This is a genomic window from Nocardiopsis sp. NPDC007018 (assembly GCF_040635075.1).
Taxonomy (GTDB): Bacteria; Actinomycetota; Actinomycetes; order Streptosporangiales; family Streptosporangiaceae; genus Nocardiopsis.
Window position 1 is genome coordinate 24,523 of sequence record NZ_JBEYHA010000049.1, and the last position, 15,437, is coordinate 39,959.

The 15,437-nt window shown below is 71.3% G+C and carries 14 protein-coding genes; 11 read left to right on the top strand and 3 right to left on the bottom strand.

Going from position 1 to position 15,437, the window contains the following annotated elements:
* The first annotated feature begins 25 nt into the window (after positions 1-25).
* Entirely contained in the window at positions 26-949 is a 924-nt protein-coding gene (locus ABZ635_RS21715; protein ID WP_357768169.1) for an ornithine carbamoyltransferase, read from the top strand.
* A gap of 4 nt (positions 950-953) precedes the next feature.
* Here ABZ635_RS21715 and ABZ635_RS21720 read toward each other — a convergent pair whose 3' ends face one another.
* Complete coding sequence (locus ABZ635_RS21720; protein ID WP_357768173.1) at positions 954-2,186, bottom strand: class I SAM-dependent methyltransferase; 1,233 nt, start codon at positions 2,184-2,186, stop codon at positions 954-956.
* Between the two features lie 121 nt (positions 2,187-2,307).
* Entirely contained in the window at positions 2,308-3,600 is a 1,293-nt protein-coding gene (locus ABZ635_RS21725; RefSeq protein ID WP_357768176.1) for an activator-dependent family glycosyltransferase, read from the bottom strand.
* A 284-nt stretch (positions 3,601-3,884) separates the two neighbouring features.
* On the opposite strand from ABZ635_RS21725, the gene rfbA reads away from it, so the two are divergent.
* The 10 genes from rfbA (at position 3,885) to ABZ635_RS21775 (ending at position 14,334) form a co-directional block, all read left to right on the top strand.
* Positions 3,885-4,766: a glucose-1-phosphate thymidylyltransferase RfbA gene (rfbA, locus tag ABZ635_RS21730; protein WP_357768179.1), complete on the top strand. Its 882-nt coding sequence runs from the start codon at positions 3,885-3,887 to the stop codon at positions 4,764-4,766.
* 9 nt (positions 4,767-4,775) lie between these two features.
* Positions 4,776-5,762: a dTDP-glucose 4,6-dehydratase gene (gene rfbB / locus ABZ635_RS21735; protein ID WP_357768182.1), complete on the top strand. Its 987-nt coding sequence runs from the start codon at positions 4,776-4,778 to the stop codon at positions 5,760-5,762.
* A 54-nt stretch (positions 5,763-5,816) separates the two neighbouring features.
* On the top strand, positions 5,817-6,071 hold the full coding sequence (locus ABZ635_RS21740; RefSeq protein WP_357768185.1) for a hypothetical protein: 255 nt from the start codon (positions 5,817-5,819) through the stop codon (positions 6,069-6,071).
* A gap of 54 nt (positions 6,072-6,125) precedes the next feature.
* Positions 6,126-6,881, top strand: a complete 756-nt coding sequence (locus ABZ635_RS21745; RefSeq protein WP_357768188.1) for an NAD-dependent epimerase/dehydratase family protein — start codon at positions 6,126-6,128, stop codon at positions 6,879-6,881.
* Positions 6,882-6,993: 112 nt separating this feature from the next.
* The gene (rfbH, locus tag ABZ635_RS21750) at positions 6,994-8,295 is read left to right on the top strand and encodes a lipopolysaccharide biosynthesis protein RfbH (RefSeq protein ID WP_357768191.1); all 1,302 of its coding nucleotides are present in this window, start codon (positions 6,994-6,996) and stop codon (positions 8,293-8,295) included.
* Positions 8,292-9,077, top strand: a complete 786-nt coding sequence (locus ABZ635_RS21755) for a class I SAM-dependent methyltransferase (RefSeq protein ID WP_357768195.1) — start codon at positions 8,292-8,294, stop codon at positions 9,075-9,077. The genes rfbH and ABZ635_RS21755 overlap by 4 nt, the downstream gene beginning before the upstream one ends.
* Before the next feature lie 22 nt (positions 9,078-9,099).
* Complete coding sequence (locus ABZ635_RS21760; protein ID WP_357768198.1) at positions 9,100-10,239, top strand: DegT/DnrJ/EryC1/StrS family aminotransferase; 1,140 nt, start codon at positions 9,100-9,102, stop codon at positions 10,237-10,239.
* On the top strand, positions 10,236-11,537 hold the full coding sequence (locus ABZ635_RS21765) for an activator-dependent family glycosyltransferase (RefSeq protein ID WP_357768201.1): 1,302 nt from the start codon (positions 10,236-10,238) through the stop codon (positions 11,535-11,537). Before ABZ635_RS21760 ends, ABZ635_RS21765 begins: the two co-directional genes overlap by 4 nt.
* Positions 11,538-11,605: 68 nt before the next feature.
* Entirely contained in the window at positions 11,606-12,367 is a 762-nt protein-coding gene (locus ABZ635_RS21770) for an ABC transporter ATP-binding protein (protein ID WP_357768204.1), read from the top strand.
* Positions 12,367-14,334 carry a hypothetical protein gene (locus ABZ635_RS21775; protein WP_357768207.1) on the top strand — a complete coding sequence of 656 codons (1,968 nt, stop codon included), beginning with the start codon at positions 12,367-12,369 and terminating at the stop codon, positions 14,332-14,334. Before ABZ635_RS21770 ends, ABZ635_RS21775 begins: the two co-directional genes overlap by 1 nt.
* A gap of 22 nt (positions 14,335-14,356) precedes the next feature.
* Here ABZ635_RS21775 and ABZ635_RS21780 read toward each other — a convergent pair whose 3' ends face one another.
* Positions 14,357-15,388 carry an NAD-dependent epimerase/dehydratase gene (locus ABZ635_RS21780; RefSeq protein WP_357768210.1) on the bottom strand — a complete coding sequence of 344 codons (1,032 nt, stop codon included), beginning with the start codon at positions 15,386-15,388 and terminating at the stop codon, positions 14,357-14,359.
* Positions 15,389-15,437 lie beyond the last annotated feature (49 nt).

Consider the following 15,437-nt stretch of genomic DNA (forward strand, 5'->3'; position numbering starts at 1 on the left):
CCCCGTCACGACCCTGGAGCCCCCCGTGCCCGAGATCCGCCACCTGCTGTCCCTGAATGACCTCTCCGTGTCCGAGATCGAGGCGATCGCCCGCCGTGGCGTGAGCGTGTCCCGAGACCCCGGTGTCTGCGGCAGGCCCCTGTCCGACCGGATCGTGGGCGTCTACTTCAGGGCGACCTCCACCCGTACCCGGACGTCCTTCACCACGGCGGCGATGCGTCTGGGGGCGCAGGTCGTCTCCTACGGCCCCGCCGACCTCCAGCTCAACACCGGGGAGACCGTGGAGGACACCGCCCGGGTGCTCTCCGGGATGCTCGACGGGCTGGTGGCGCGTACCGTGGGCCCCTTCCACGAGCTGCGGGCGCTCGCGGACCAGCCGCGCATGGCGGTGGTCAACGCGATGAACAGCGACGAGCACCCCACCCAGGCCCTCGCGGACCTCACCACCCTGCTGTCGCGTTTCGGGGGGTTGGAGGGGCTCAGCCTGCTCTACGCGGGCGAGGGCAACAACACCGCGGTCGCCCTGGCCCGCTCCCTGCCGCTGTTCCGGGGCGTGCGGCTGGAGCTGCGCACCCCGCCCGGCCACGGCCTGGACCCGGTGGTGCTGGCAGAGTCCCTGGCCCTGGCGGAGCGCCACGGGTCCACCGTCGTGGAGCGCCACGACATGGAGGAGCTCCCGGGGCACGTGGACGCCGTCTACACCACCCGCTGGCAGACCACCGGAACGACCAAGGCCGACCCGACCTGGCGGGACCTGTTCGTCCCGTTCACGGTCGACTCGGCTCTGATGGACCGGTGGCCCGCGGCGCTGTTCCTGCACGACCTGCCCGCCCACCGGGGGGACGAGGTGACCGCCCGTGTCCTCGACGGACCTTCGAGCATCGCCTTCGAGCAGGCCCAGAACAAGTTCAACAGCGCCGTCGCGGTCCTGGAGTGGTGCCTGGCCTGACGGTTCAGTCGGAGGTCACCCGCACCTCGGGCACGTAGGTGATCCACCTGCCGCCCGAGGCGCGGAACCCCTCCTCCTTGCCGCGGATCTCCTCCGCGTGGTTCCAGGCGAAGAGCAGCGCGTAGTCGGGGTAGGGGTCCTGGAACCGTTCGGCGGGGACGATCGGGATGTGCGAGCCGGGGGTGAGACGGCCCTGCTTGGCGGGGGTGGTGTCCACGACCGCCTCCACGAGGTCGGGGCCGATGCCGCTGTAGTTGAGGATGGTGGCGCTCTTGGCGGTGGCGCCGTAGGCGACCACCCGCCTGCCCTGGTCGCGCAGGTCGGTCAGGAGCGCGGTCAGGTCGTCGCTGATCCGCTGGACCCGGGCGCCGAACCCGCGCAGGGTCTCCAGGTCGGTGAGCCCGGCCTCCACCTCCTCGGCCAGCAGAGCGGCGACGGCCGCCGAGGGGGTGAGGGCCCCGGCCAGGGCCAGCGTGTACCGGACCTCGCCGCCGTGCACCGGGAGGCGCTCGACGTCGACCAGCTCCAGGCCGTGCAGGGCGGCCATGGCCCGCACCGAGTGGGCGCCGAAGAAGTAGAAGTGCTCGTCGTAGATCTGGTCGAAGGAGGTCTTGGCCATGATGTCGCCGAGGTAGGGGTCCTCGAAGACGAAGACGCCCTTGGGGGCGAGCAGGTCGCGGACGCCGCGCAGGATGGAGCCCATGTAGGGGATGTGGCAGAGGGTGTTGGCGGCGAAGACCACGTCGGCGGGGCCGTGCTCGGCGCGGACCGACGCGGCCACGTCCTCCTCGAAGAAGTCCTTGCGCACCAGCACGCCCTTGCCCGCCGCGAGGTCGGCGACCCCGCCGGAGGGTTCCACGCCGAGGTGGCGCACGCCCGCCTTGGCGACGGTCTCCAGCATCACGCCGTCGTTGCAGCCCAGCTCGACCACGAAGGGGTCGTCCCGGTTGTCCTCCCGGTCGACGAAGCGCTGGGCGACCGCCTCCCAGTGGGCCTTCATGAGGACCGAGCCGGAGGAGAGGTAGGGGTAGTCCTCGTTGAACATGCGTTCGCGGGGGACCTCCTCCACCAGCTGGACCATGCGGCAGTCGGAGCAGAGGCCGACGGCGAGGCGGAAGAAGAACTCGTCCTTCTCCTCTCCTGGCTTGACAAAGGCGTTCGACAGTGGCTGTCGGCCGAAGTCGAAGAACTCCTCTACGGTTCCTTCACAGATTCGGCAGGACGTGGTGTCGGCCATTTCTCAGCAGCTTTCTTTCGGGGGGTTCCTGTTTCCGGTCGCCCGGTCTCCGGGGGTGTCCCTTCGGTTGTGGGGCCCCCGAACAGGGAAATTATGCGCCGGGGAATGTCCGGTCAAGGGTTCACCGGAAAACGGGTCCGGTCGCGGGGTTCGTCGTGGAGCCCCGCAGGGCGCGCACGGCCGATTCGATCCGGGGGACGATCTCGTGGGGGCCGGGGAGCCCGGCGGCCTCCCGCCGCAGGGCGCCGGCCCGTTCGCGGTACGAGGGGTCGGCCAGGATACGGGCCACGGCGTCGCGCACCCGGGGTCCGTCGGCCTCGTCGCTGGGCACGTGGACGCCCACGCCCTGGGCGGCGACGCGGGGGCCGATGGCCCGCGCGTCGAACTGCTGGGGGACGAGCACCTGGGGCACCCCCTCCGCCAGCGCGGTGAAGACCGAACCGAAGCCCGCGTGGTGCACCACCGCCGAGCAGGTCGGGAGCAGGGCCTGGAGCGGGACGAAGGTCTCCAGCCGGACGTTGTCGGGTACGGTCCCGATCCGTTCGCGTTCCTGGTCGGAGACGGTGGCGACGATCTCCGCGTCCAGTTCGGCGAGGGAGCGCACCAGGTCCTCGACGTCCACGGACCTGCCGTAGGAGCGCCCGGTGGCGCTGGTGCCCAGGGTCAGGCAGACGCGGGGGCGCCGGGGTCGCTCCCACAGCCAGGGCGGGACCACCGCGGGACCGTTGTGGGGCACGTAGCGCATGCCCATGTAGTCGAGGTCGGCGCGGAGCCGGAGCGGGGCGGGCAGCTGGTCGATGGTGAAGTGCCCGTGGGTCATGACCTCGTCGAACCCGAGGCCGTGTGCCTCGGCGTACCCGGCGATCCACGCGGCGAGCGGGTCGCGGCGCTCGGCCTCGGGCTGTTCGTCCTGCCGCTTGAGGAACATCTGCCTGACCTTGGCGTAGACATCGATTCCCCAGGTCAGGCGGGCGTGGACCGCTCCGACGGCGGTGGCGGCGACGGGGGCGGCGAAGGTGCGGGGGTCCCACAGCACGAGGTCGGGGCGCCACGCGCGGCAGGCGGCGACCAGGTCGTCCACCATCGGGTCGTTGACGATCGAGAACCACCAGGGGACGAGCTTGTCGTAGCCGTCGCGCAGGTACTCCCAGCTGACCTCCTCCTCGGGCAGCACGGCCGTGTCCAGGGGCACCACGGGGTTGCCGCGGGCCACCCCGAACATGCCGAGGACGCGCCAGAGGCTGTGGTCGCGGCCGACGGGGACGAAGGTCAGGCCGGTCCCGGTGACGGTGCCGGTGAGTTCCGGCTGGCTGGCGACCCGCACCTCGTGGCCCGCGTTGCGCAGGGCCCAGGCCAGCGGGGCCATGCTGTGGAAAGCCGTTTTCTCCGCGTAGAGGGCGACGAGAATTCGCATATCCGCTCCTTGGGGGATTTCGGGGCCCGCCGGGGGCACCTGATTTCCGGTGTCGTGCGGGGTTTTTATGGCTGTCCCGCTGGCGAGACATTATCTGGGGTATTGTCTGCTTTGCTCCCTCACTGTAGACATGTGTGGGACGGGGGCTCAATGCCCTTGCAATTGGCCGGGCGGGCGGTAGTCCAATGTTCGCTCCCCGTGACCGACCCCGATTCCTCTTCTCCGTAACAGCGTGCCGCGCGCACGCTGTTTTATGTCCCCCGAAGGGACGGTTGGGTGATCGAATGAAAGGAATTGTTCTCGCCGGAGGCGGGGGGAGCAGGCTCCACCCCCTGACGCTGGCGACGTCGAAACAGCTGCTGCCGGTCTACGACAAGCCGATGATCTACTACCCGTTGTCCGTGCTCATGCAGGCGGGCATCACCGAGATCCTCGTCATCTCGACCCCCGAGGCGCTGCCCGCCATGCGCTCCCTGCTGGGCGACGGGTCGCGGCTGGGGATCTCGCTGTCCTACGCCGAGCAGCCCGAACCCCGGGGCATCGCCGACGCCTTCCTGGTCGGCGAGGACTTCATCGCTGGGGACCCCGTGGCCCTGATTCTGGGCGACAACATCTTCCACGGCCCGTTCCTGCCCAGCGCCCTGGCCGAGGCCAGGAACAACGAGAAGGGCTGCACGCTCTTCGGCTACCGGGTGCCCGACCCCGAGCGCTTCGCCGTCGCCGAGCGCGACGCCGACGGCCGACTGGTCTCCCTCGTGGAGAAGCCGGAGCACCCGGAGTCGGACATCGCCGTCACCGGCCTGTACTTCTACGACGCCGACGTCGTCGACACCGCCAAGCGCATCCGCCCCTCGTCGCGGGGCGAGCTGGAGGTCACCGACGTCAACCGCATCTACCTGGAGGAGAAGGAGGTCGACCTCATCGTGTTGGGCCGGGGCTGCTCCTGGCTCGACGCGGGCACCACCGAGTCGCTCAACGAGGCGATCCAGTACGTCCGGGCGCTGGAGTCCAAGCAGCGCCTGCACATCTCCTGCCTGGAGGAGATCGCCCTCGAACAGGGGTGGATCACCGCCGAGCAGTGTTACGAGCTCGGCAGCCGGATGCGCAACTCCGAGTACGGCAAGTACGTCATGAGCGTCTCCGGGCTGGCCGGACAGAGCATCTAAGGAGAGACCATGCGAGTCCTGGTGACCGGCGGCGCCGGGTTCATCGGATCGAACTTCGTCCGCAGAGCCCTGACCGGGGCCTATCCCTTCTTCGAGGGGGCGCCGGTGCGCGTTCTGGACGCGCTCACCTACGCGGGCAACCTCGACAACCTGGCCACGGTCGCCGACCGTCCGGAGCTGACCTTCGTCCGGGGGGACATCCGGGACGCGGACACCGTCCGCGAGGCCATGGAGGGAGTCACGCACGTCCTCCACTTCGCGGCGGAGTCGCACGTCGACCGTTCGATCGCGGACGGCGGCGACTTCGTCACCACCAACGTGGTCGGTACCCACACCCTCCTGGACGCCGCCGTGGCGGCAGGGGTCGAGCGCTTCGTCCTGGTGTCCACCGACGAGGTGTACGGTTCCGTCCCCACCGGGTCCAGCGTGGAGTCCGACCCCCTGCTGCCCAACTCCCCGTACTCGGCGTCCAAGGCGTCGGCGGAGCTCATGGCACGCGCCTTCCACCAGACCCACGGGCTCCCGGTGGTGGTGGCCCGGGCGACCAACACCTACGGGCCGTACCAGTTCCCGGAGAAGCTCATCCCGCTCTTCGTCACCAACCTCTCCGACGGGGTCCAGGTGCCGCTGTACGGGGACGGCCGCAACGTCCGCAACTGGATTCACGTCGACGACCACTGCCTGGGCCTGTCCCTGGTCGCCGAGCGGGGGGAGCCGGGGCGGACCTACAACATCGGCGGCGAGGACGAGTGCAGCAACCTCCAGATCACGGAGCTGCTGCTGGAGCTGACCGGCAACGACTGGTCGGCGGTCACCCACGTCGAGGACCGCAAGGGGCACGACCGCCGCTACTCGGTGGACACCACCCGCCTGCGGGACGAGCTCGGCTACGCACCGAGGGTGGGCTTCCGCGAGGGGCTCGACCGCACCGTGCGCTGGTACGAGGAGAACCGCGGCTGGTGGGAACCGCTGAAGAAGTCCGTCGACGCGCGGTAGCCCCTCGGGGCCCGCTCGGCAGTCACATCACACCAACGAACGAAGGGGGCCTCCGTGGCCGTCAAGGAAGACGTCGAGAAGAACATCGTGAGCATCCTCGGGGAGCTCTACCCCGACCGGGAGGACATCTCCATCGACCTCCGGATGGAGGACCTGGACTCCTTCGGGATCGTCCAGCTCCTGCTCGCCCTGGAGGAGGTCTACGACGTCGCGGTGCTGGAGGGGATGAGCACCTTCCAGGGGGAGACCCTGGCCGAGTTCCGCGACTTCTTCCTCACCGTCCACGACCCCGAGAGCGCCCCCGCCTAGGGTGCGTCCGCGTTCCCACCCACCGGCAACCGGCTCACTTTCGGGACTCAACTGATGGAAATCGTGGGAAGGGGCTTCCTCGCTCGGAGCCTTCGGCCGATCAGTCACCTCCACCCGGACGCCGTGGTGGTGCTGGCCGCGGGGGTCTCCTGGGCGAGCGGGGTTTCGGAGGCGGACTTCGCCCGGGAGCGGGACCTCCTGGACTCGGTCGCCGCCCGGTGCGCGGCGGAGGGCAGGCACCTCCTGTTCTTCTCCACCGCGTCGAGCGGCATGTACGGCCGGGTCCGGGGGCCCGCCCGGGAGGACGACGACGTCACCCCCTGTAGCCCGTACGGCATGCACAAACTCGCACTGGAGGAGCGGTTGCGCTCCTCGGGGGCGGCGCACCTCATCCTGCGCCTGAGCCACCTGGTGGGTCCGGGCCAGCCCGCGCACCAGCTGGTGCCCTCCCTCGTCGACCAGATGGGCCGCGGGTCGGTCACCGTCCAGCGCAGTGCCTCCAGGGACCTGGTGGACGTCGACGACGTGGTGCGCGTCATCGACCGCCTGCTGGCCCAGGGGTTGACGGGGACGACGGTCAACGTCGCCTCGGGGGAGTCGGTCCCGGTCGACCGGATCGTCGACCACCTCCAGGACCGTCTGGGGCTGTCCGTCGTGCGGGAGTACGCGGACGGCGGCTCGTGCCACCAGGTGAACGTGGACCGGCTCCGCGCGCTGGTGCCCGAGGTGGAGGACATGGGGTTCTCCCCCGACTACTACCGCCGGGTGCTGGACAGGTTCGTCTCCAGTGTCGGGCTGATCAGCGGATGAGGACCGGCGGACCCGAGGACGGGCCTCCGCGGGGCCGGGACCACCGGCCCCGCGGAGCGTACGGGGAGAGGGCGAGCACACACGTACAGACCAGAGAGGCGGGCAGGGGAGCATGAGCGACCTGAGGGAACGGATCATCGAGGACGTCAGGGCCTACCACCGGGAGCAGGCCCCCCGAGGCGAGTTCGTCCCGGGCGAGACGGAGATCTGGCCCTCCGGGGCCGTCCTCGACGAGGAGGACCGGGCCGCGCTGGTGGCGGCCGCGCTCGACCTGAGGATCGCGGGCGGCGCCCTGACCCGCAGGTTCGAGTCGCGTTTCGCCAAGCACAGCGACCGGCGCAAGGCCCACCTGACCAACTCGGGGTCCTCCGCCAACCTCCTGGCGATCACCGCTCTGACGTCGCACACCCTGGAGGAGCCCCTGCGCCCCGGTGACGAGGTCATCACGGTCGCCACGGGGTTCCCCACGACGCTGAACCCGATCATCCAGAACGGGCTCGTGCCGGTCTTCGTGGACGTCGACCTGGCCACCTACAACACGACCGCCGAGCGGGTGCGCGCCGCGATCGGACCCCGCACGAGGGCCGTCATGATGGCCCACACCCTGGGCAACCCGTTCCCCGCCCGGGAGATCGCGGAGCTCGCACAGGAGCACGGCCTCTACCTGGTGGAGGACAACTGCGACGCGGTGGGCTCCACCTACGAGGGGCGGCTGACCGGGACCTTCGGCGACCTGAGCACGGTCAGCTTCTACCCCGCGCACCACCTGGCCATGGGCGAGGGCGGCTGCGTGCTGACCTCGAACCTGCGCCTGGCCCGTGTCGTGGAGTCACTGCGCGACTGGGGCCGCGACTGCTGGTGCGAGCCCGGGGAGAACAACCGCTGCCTCAAGCGCTTCCAGTACCAGCTCGGGACGCTCCCGCAGGGCTACGACCACAAGTACATCTTCTCCCACGTGGGCTACAACCTGAAGGCCACCGACCTCCAGGCGGCGCTGGGCCTGTCCCAGCTGCGCAAGATCGACGACTTCTGTGCGGCCCGCCGCGCGGCCTGGCGCCGGCTGCGCGAGGGCCTGGACGGGGTCCCGCACCTGATCCTCCCCGAGGCCACCCCCGGCAGTGACCCCAGCTGGTTCGGGTTCGCCATCACCGTCGACACCGACGCGCCCTTCGGGCGTCCCGAGTTCGTCGCCCACCTGGAGGCGCGCGGGATCGGCACACGGCAGCTCTTCGCGGGCAACCTCACCCGCCACCCGGCCTACGCCGACCAGCGGTACCGCGTGGTCGGCGGGCTGGAGAACAGCGACGTCATCACCATGCAGACCCTCTGGGTGGGCGTCTACCCGGGTCTGTCCGACGTGATGCTCGACTACGTCATCTCCTCGATCACCGAATTCGTGAAGGACCGCTCATGACCGTGACCCAGCCCCCCACCTCCGCCCCCACCACCCCCGTCTCCGCGACGACCGAGCCGGGCCGGACCGAGTACAGCGGCGACCACGCCGAGGTGTACGACGTCCTCCAGCGCGCCCGGGGGCGCGGCCGCGTCTCCGAAGCCGACCAGATCACCGAGGTCATCCGCCGCTTCAACCCGTCGGCCCGGTCCGTGCTCGACGTCGCCTGCGGCACCGGCACCCACATCGTCGGCCTGCGCGGGGAGTTCGACGACGTCGAGGGCCTGGAGCTGTCGGAGCCGATGCGGGCCCGTGCCATGGCGAAGTCCCCGGACGCCGTGATCCACGCGGGCGACATGTTCGACTTCGCCCTGGGGCGGACCTACGACGCCATCACCTGCCTGTGCTTCGTGCTCGGGTACTCCCGTTCCCTCAAGGAGCTGGAGGCCCTCCTCTCCAACGTGGTGGCGCACCTGGCCCCCGGCGGGGTGTTCGTGGCCGAGCCCTGGTGGTTCCTGGAGAACGCCGTCGACATCCCGGTCGCGGGGGCCCTGGCGGAGGAGCCGGAGCGGGTGATCAGCCGCCTGTCGTCCATTCGGCGGGACGGGCACACCATCCGGCTGGAGCTGCGCTACACGATCGCCGAGCCCTCGGGCATCCGCGAGTTCACCGAGGTGGAGGAGATGCACCTGTACAGCAAGGAGGAGCACTTCGCCGCGTTCCGGCGCGCCGGGCTGGAGGTGCGGCACCTGGAGGGCCCGCCGAACGGCCGCGGGCTGCTCGTCGGAACCCTGCCCCGCTGATCACCCAAGGAAGGAGCCGAGCATGATCCACCTCTTCCAGCCGCAGGTCGGCGACGAGGAGATCGCGGCGGTCAGAGAGGTCGTCGACGACCGGTGGCTGGGCCTCGGTCCCCGGACCCGGGCCCTGGAGGCGGCCTTCGCCGAGTACGTGGGGGTCGATCCGGCCAACACGGTCTTCCTCAACTCGGGGACCGCCGGACTGTTCCTCGCCCTGGAGTCGCTCGACCTGGGACCGGGCGACGAGGTCGTCCTGCCCACGCTCAGCTTCGTGGCGGCCGCCAACGCCGTGATGGCGACCGGCGCCAGGCCGGTCTTTTGCGACGTGGACCCGTACACCCTCAACCCCACGGCCGCCGACGTCGGCAAGGCGCTGGGGGAGGCGACCCGGGCCGTGGTCGTCCTGCACTACGGCGGGCATCCGGGCGAGATCCGCGAGATCGCCGACCTGTGCCGCGACCGGGGTGTGGCGCTGCTGGAGGACGCGGCCTGCTCGGTCGCCTCCTCCGTGGACGGCCGCCGGGTCGGCTCCTTCGGGGACCTCGCGATGTGGAGCTTCGACGCGATGAAGGTGATGGTCACCGGGGACGGGGGGATGGTCCACGCCCGCGATCCCGATCGGGCGGCGCGCATCCGCCGCCTGGCCTACCACGGGTTGGCCCACCCCTCGGGTCTGGGCCACGCGCGGCACGCGGACCGCTGGTGGGAACCGCAGGTGGAGGAGGTGGGGCGCCGCTACGTCGGCAACGACCTCACCGCCGCCATCGGGTTGGTCCAGCTGCGCCGACTGCCCGAGCTGATCCGTCGGCGGGCGGAGGTCGTCGCGCTCTACGACCGGGAACTGGCCGGGGTCGAGGGGCTGCGCCTGCCGCCCGCCCCCGAGCCGGGGCACGAGTCCTCGCACTACTTCTACTGGGTGCAGACCCGGAACCGGGACGGCCTGGCCAAGTACCTGTTGGAGAACGACGTGTACACGACGTTCCGGTACGCGCCCCTGCACGGGGTGGAACTGTACGGGGCGGGCGGGGACTTCCCGGCGGCCGAGCGGGCCGCGGCCTCGACGCTCTGCCTGCCGCTGCACCCGGGCCTGTCCGACGACGACGTGCGCACGGTCGCGCGGCTGGTCCGGGACTTCGTCGCGGCCGGGCACGGGGGGTCCCGATGAGAGTCCTGTTCACGGTGCTCGCCGAGCGGAGCATGTTCGAGTCGATGGTGCCGCTGGCCTGGGCGCTGCGCACGGCCGGGCACGACGTCCGTGTGGCGGCGCACCCGGAGCTGTCCGACCACGTGACCGCCGCCGGGCTCACCTCGGTGCCGGTCGGGCGGGACCACTTCCTGTGGAAGCTGGTCCGTCGCAGCAAGCGGCTCCGGGACGACATCCGCGAGGACCAGTTCCCGCCCTTCGACCAGGGCGACACGCCCGTGGCCGAGCTGGACCCGGACCGGCTCCAGGCCGGGTTCGACAACATCGTCCCCTGGATGTTCCGTCCGGTGAACGAGGCCCTGGTGGACGACCTGGTGGGGTTCTGCCGCGAATGGCGGCCGGACCTGGTGCTGTGGGAGCCCCGCACGTTCGCGGGCGCGATCGCGGGGGAGGCCGTCGGCGCGCTCCAGGGTCGGATGCTGTGGGGGGTGGACTACTTCGCCCGGCTGCGTCAGCACTATCTCCGGGCGCGGGCGGAACGGGGCGGTGCGGCGGGGCCGGACGCGCTCGCCGACTGGCTGACCGGTCTGGGCGCCCGTTACGGTGTCGGGTTCTCCGAGGACCTCACCCGGGGGCGGTTCACGGTGGACCAGTTCCCGCCCTCCATGGCGACCGACACCGACGTCGACTACCTGCGGATGCGCTACGTGCCCTACAACGGGCGCTCGGTGGTGCCGCGGTGGTTGTGGGAGCGGCCGGAGCGCCGCCGGGTCTGCCTGACCCTCGGTCTCAGCGCGATGGGTCGGGATTACGGGTACTCGGTCTCCATCGGTGACCTGCTGCGATCCCTTTCCGGACTGGACGCCGAGATCGTCGCGACCGTGCCGGAATCCGAACAGTCCGGGCTCGGCGAACTGCCGTCGAATGTGCGGGTGGAATCCTTCGTTCCTTTGCACGCGTTGATTCCGACATGCTCCGCCGTCGTCCACCACGGGGGTTTCGGTTCGACTAATACTCCGCTGGCGGCGGGGGTTCCGCAGTTGGTGATAGCCCAGCAGTTCGATTCTCCGGCCAAGGCCAGGATGCTTTCCGAAGGCGGCTCCGGCCTGGGGATTCCCATCGCCGAGGCGACCCCGGAGACAGTTCGGGACGGGGTGCGGCGCCTGCTGGACGAGCCCGCCTTCGCGGAGAAGTCCGCGCTCCTGCGGGACGAAGTCCGGGCGCTGCCCGGGCCCAATGAAATCGTCAAGGAAATAGAGGCCCTGGTCGATCGTAACACAACGGAACGCGGTCGAACGGGATACGTCAATCACGTATGACATGATCGTGGTGGTTGTCGCGTAGATTCACGGAGAAAGCAGAGAGCACGATCAGTAGAGGGTGGGAAATGGCCAGCGAACAACCGGCCTTCGAGTTGTACGAACTCAATAAGAGGTTCGGAGATAAACAGGCGGTCGACAATGTGAGTCTCTCCGTGCCGAGCGGGTCCTTCTACGGACTCGTCGGCCCGAACGGCGCGGGCAAGACCACTTCGCTGACCATGGCCGTCGGGCTGCTGCGCCCCGACAGCGGCGGCGCCCGGGTCTTCGGGGCCGACGTGTGGTCGGACCCGATCCGGGCCAAGTCGATGATCGGCGTCCTGCCCGACGGCATGGCCATGCCCGAGCGCCTCACCGGCCGCGAGATGCTGAGCTACCTGGGCCGCCTGCGCGGGCTGTCCGAGCGCGAGGTCGGCGAACGGGTGGACGACCTGCTCAACGGCCTGGGCCTGGCCGAGGCCGAGAACACCCTCATCATCGAGTACTCCGCCGGGATGCGGAAGAAGATCGGTCTGGCGGGCGCCCTCGTGCACGCCCCGCGCCTGCTGGTGCTGGACGAGCCGTTCGAGGCCGTCGACCCGATCTCCGCGAGCGTCATCAAGGGCATCCTGCGCTCCTTCACGGACGGCGGCGGCTCGGTCATCGTCTCCAGCCACGTCATGGCCCTGGTCGAGCAGATCTGTGACCACGTCGGCGTCATCGCGCGCGGCCGGGTCCTGGCCGAGGGGCCGCTGGAGAAGGTGCGCGGCGACCACCCGGGGCTGGAGGAGGCCTTCGTCGAGCTGGTGGGCGCTCCCGACCCGGTCAGGGGGTTCGCGTGGTTGGCGTGATGATCCAGATGAAGCTGTCGATCCTGCGGCACGGGTCCGGTACCCGCCGCACGGTCGGCGGCGTCATCGGCCTGGTCATGGCGATCCTCACCGTGCTCGTCTCGGTCCTGGCGCCCCTGCCCGCGGTCACCGGCCTGCTCTCCGCCCTGATGGCGGTCTGGTTCGTCGGCTGGGTGATGGGGCCCGCCGGAGTGGGCGGCGGCGACCAGTCGCTGCGCCCGGAGTACTTCGCCCTGGAGCCGGTGCCGCTGCGCAAGGTCACCCTGGGCCTGCTGGCGTCGTCGTTCGTGGGCGTGACGGTCCCGGTCACGCTGGTGGCGTCCCTGTCGCTGTTCACCCTGGCCATCCGGTTCGGCGTGCTCGCCGCGCTGGTGGCCCTGGTCGCGATCCCGGTCCAGGTGGTGTTCTTCGTCCTGGCCTCCCGGGTGGTCACGGCACTGTCCGGGGCGGCGCTGCGCACCCGGATCGGGGTGGAGGTCACCGCGATCCAGAACGCCGCCGTGCTCGCGGCGGGCTTCTCGATCTACATGCTCTACCAGGCGGTGTCGCAGTACACCGACGTGTTCGACCTGCTCTGGAACCAGGGCGTGCCCGCCCCCTACGACACCGTGCTGCTCGCGGTGCCCTCGGGCTGGGGCGTGTTCGCGGTGTCGGCCGCGGGCCGGGGCGACGCGCTGGCGTCCCTGGGCGCGCTGGCGGCGCTGGTCGTGGTGTCCGCCGGTCTCCTGGCGGTCTGGACGGCGCTCATCCGCAAGCGGGTGACCAGCCCGACCACCACCCCCGCCCGCCACGGCCGCGGGCTGACCGGGCTGGTCCAGCGCTTCCTTCCCTCCGGCCCGGTCGCCGCGGTGGTCGGCCGGGAGCTGCGTACCTGGGGTCAGGACCCGAGGCGCGCCCTGGAGCTGCGCACCGCCCTGTGGACGGGTGTGCTGATCTGCGCCCTCGGACTGCTGGTCGGCCTCACCTTCATGATCCCGCTGGCCGGGCTCATCACCATGGCCCTGGCCGCGCTGATGTCGCTCAACATGTACGCCCTGGACGGCACCGCGCTCTGGCAGACCATCCTCACGCCCAACGCCGAGCGGCACGACGTGCGCGGTCGGCAGATCGCGTGGTTGCTGGTGTTCGTGCCGATCGCCGCCCTGGTGTCGGTCGGCGGTGTCCTGTTCACCGGGCAGGACTGGGCGTGGCCGTGGGTACTCGCGATCATGCCGGCCCTGATCGGCGGCGGTGCCGGGTTCAGCGTGCTGTTCGCGGTGGCCTGGCCGGCGCCCGGCCCCGAGCCGCACCGGCACGGGGGGAACCCGCTGGACTCGGGCGACGTGGTCGGCCAGTTCAACGTGATGTTCCCGGTGATGCTGCTGACGGCGGCGCCGCCCGCCGCCATCACCGCGGTCGGTTTCTTCCTGGAGCAGCCGGGCCTGATGTGGTCGGGTGTGGCCGTGGGCGTCCTGGAGGGCGTCCTGCTCGGCTGGGGTCTGGGCCGTGTCGCCTACCGGCGGCTTGAGGCCCGGGGTCCCGAGCTGCTCAACACCCTGCGCTGGGGTTGGGACGCCTCGGCGGGGACGGGCGCCGAGACCGGGGCCGACGACGCCCCGGGGGCCGAGGAGAAGGACGAGGAGTGGGCCCTGTTCGCCAGGGTCGGCCAGAACCTCGACACCATGTCCTCGGGGGCGGGCGCCCTGATGACGGTCCTGGGCCTCACCTTCTGGCTGCCCCTCTACCAGGGGGCGATGTCGCTGGTGGCGTTGGCGGTGGGGGTGACGGAGCGGTCGTGGCACCTCCCGTTGTACCTGCCCGACGCCTTGCGCCTGCCCGGCGCCCTGGGCATGCTCCTGCTGGGCGTGCTCATGGTGGGTGTGGTGGTCCGGCTGCTGTTCCGGGAGCCGAGGCCCCGGCGCACGCGGGAGGACGACGGCCCCGCCGAGCGCTCCGAGAGCGACGACGGGGCCGACACCCTGGTCTGATCCACGGCGGTCCCGCCGGGGGTCAGGCGGGGGCGGACTCCGGCCACAGTCCCAGGACGGTGTCCCGGAGCCCCTCCGCCAGCCCGATCCGGGGGGACCAGCCGCTGGCCCCGGCGAACGGGCCGGGGTCGGCCGGGGCGTGGGTCGCGTCGGCGGCGGAGGCGCCCTCCGGAGGCGGAACCCGGACCACGGGCACGGGTGGTCGCCCGGTGACCTCCGCGACCGTCCGGGAGACGCGGGAGAACAGCGCGTCCAGGCGTACCGGCCGCCCCGATCCGACCACCGGGCGAAGGCCGCGCAGGGCGGCGGGACGCTCGCCCGCCGCCTCGAAGGCCCGGGCGGCGTCGGCGACGTGCAGGGGATCGCGCGGCACCGATCCGTCTCCCCACACCGTCAGCGCCTCACCGGCCAGCGCCCGGCGGACCATGGCCGAGACCACCCCGTGGTCCCGCGTCGGAGGCGCCGCGGGCCCGTAGACGGTGGACAGCCGCAGGGTCACCGCCCGCAGCTCCCCCGCCGCCTCCGCCCGGGCGAGCAGCCCCTCGGCACGGGACTTGTGCCGGTCGTAGGGGGTGGTCCCGGGGGCACCGGGGTCCTCCGGCTGGGTCGAGGAGCCCGCGAGCACCACGGTCGGGAGGGGCCGGTCCGGGGCGCGATCGGCCCGGCGCGCCAACGCCGCCGCCACGGAGCGCACCGTGCCCGTGTTGACCGCCTCGGCCACCGGGTCGTCCTCCCCCACCTGCCAGCTCCCGCCGGGCAGGCGGTGGCAGACCAGGTGGAACACCAGGTCGGCGCCGTCCACCGCGCGGGCAGCGAAGACCGGGTCGGTGAGGTCGCCGGTCAGCGCGCTCACCCGGGCGGCGCCGGACGGGGGCGTCGGCGGGACGCGGCGGGAGACCAGGCGCAGGTCGACCGCGTGCCGCGCGTACCGCGCGGCCACGGCCGACCCCACCAGGCCCGACGCGCCCAGGACGACCACGCGTCGGGTCGTGTCGCCCATGGTCAGCCCGCCCCGCGCAGCCGTGGACCGCGATGGGGCGGTGGGCTCGGGCATAATCGGGTCATGACCAACCCCCCTTCCGCTGGCGGCGGATGCCTTGGCC

Bases quoted from the DNA above. Each gene is read 5' to 3' on its own strand.
- ABZ635_RS21755 (WP_357768195.1), top strand. From the start codon at position 8,292: ATGACCGTGACCCAGCCCCCCACCTCCGCCCCCACCACCCCCGTCTCC.
- rfbB (WP_357768182.1), top strand. From the start codon at position 4,776: ATGCGAGTCCTGGTGACCGGCGGCGCCGGGTTCATCGGATCGAACTTC.
- ABZ635_RS21745 (WP_357768188.1), top strand. From the start codon at position 6,126: ATGGAAATCGTGGGAAGGGGCTTCCTCGCTCGGAGCCTTCGGCCGATC.
- ABZ635_RS21770 (WP_357768204.1), top strand. From the start codon at position 11,606: ATGGCCAGCGAACAACCGGCCTTCGAGTTGTACGAACTCAATAAGAGG.
- ABZ635_RS21725 (WP_357768176.1), bottom strand. From the start codon at position 3,600: ATGCGAATTCTCGTCGCCCTCTACGCGGAGAAAACGGCTTTCCACAGC.
- ABZ635_RS21760 (WP_357768198.1), top strand. From the start codon at position 9,100: ATGATCCACCTCTTCCAGCCGCAGGTCGGCGACGAGGAGATCGCGGCG.
- rfbH (WP_357768191.1), top strand. From the start codon at position 6,994: ATGAGCGACCTGAGGGAACGGATCATCGAGGACGTCAGGGCCTACCAC.
- rfbA (WP_357768179.1), top strand. From the start codon at position 3,885: ATGAAAGGAATTGTTCTCGCCGGAGGCGGGGGGAGCAGGCTCCACCCC.
- ABZ635_RS21775 (WP_357768207.1), top strand. From the start codon at position 12,367: ATGATCCAGATGAAGCTGTCGATCCTGCGGCACGGGTCCGGTACCCGC.
- ABZ635_RS21780 (WP_357768210.1), bottom strand. From the start codon at position 15,388: ATGCCCGAGCCCACCGCCCCATCGCGGTCCACGGCTGCGCGGGGCGGG.
- ABZ635_RS21720 (WP_357768173.1), bottom strand. From the start codon at position 2,186: ATGGCCGACACCACGTCCTGCCGAATCTGTGAAGGAACCGTAGAGGAG.
- ABZ635_RS21765 (WP_357768201.1), top strand. From the start codon at position 10,236: ATGAGAGTCCTGTTCACGGTGCTCGCCGAGCGGAGCATGTTCGAGTCG.